The sequence below is a fragment of the Vibrio sp. 970 genome, from assembly GCF_033339075.1.
Genome location: NZ_JAWOTW010000500.1, coordinates 1 through 616, shown reverse-complemented (window position 1 = coordinate 616; position 616 = coordinate 1). Strand labels below are relative to the sequence as shown.

Sequence of the window (616 nt, the reverse complement as noted above, 5' to 3'; positions counted from 1 at the left end):
TCAACGCCAACTGTTAGTGAACATCGCCAAAGATCTAGGCATGGCGGAAGCGCAACTTCTCAATGCGCCACCTTGGACCGCAGCTCTGACCATCCAACTCGCGCTAGTCAATAAGCTTGGCTACGTATCAGACGAAGGTGTAGACATGCATCTAATTGGTTTAGCTGAGAAAAAGCACCTGCCAGTCCTCTCGTTAGAATCGGTGCAGTTTCAAATCGGTCTTATTGCTGGTCAGCCAAATGGTGGGCAAGAAATGCTGCTGTCCTCGATAGACGAATACGAAGGTGGTGACAAACTTGTACAGTGTTTGATAGAAAGCTGGAAAAGTGGTGATGGCAGTATGCTGGAAGAGGCATCTTTAACAGACAAAGCGACGGCAGATTTTAACGAAGCGTTCTTATATTCTCGCAACCGTGATTGGGCGAAAAAACTCGATACTGGCAGTGTGCTGCCTAAAAAGTCAGGTCGCTACACCGTTGTGGTTGGAAGTCTGCATCTGGTAGGGAAAGACAACCTTATCGATTTGCTCGCACAACGGGGATTTGAAATTACCTCGCTTGGTAAAACACGCAAAGCAAAGTGCAATATTTAAAACCCAGCCAAAACCATCATTACA

Annotated in this window: 1 protein-coding gene; it reads left to right on the top strand. The window is 46.6% G+C overall.

The genetic code is table 11. The features are described 5' to 3' along the window. Positions 1-592, top strand: a 592-nt coding sequence (locus R7Q11_RS27535; protein WP_225467153.1) for a TraB/GumN family protein, incomplete at its 5' end; no start/stop codon positions are given. Positions 593-616: the final 24 nt, after the last annotated feature.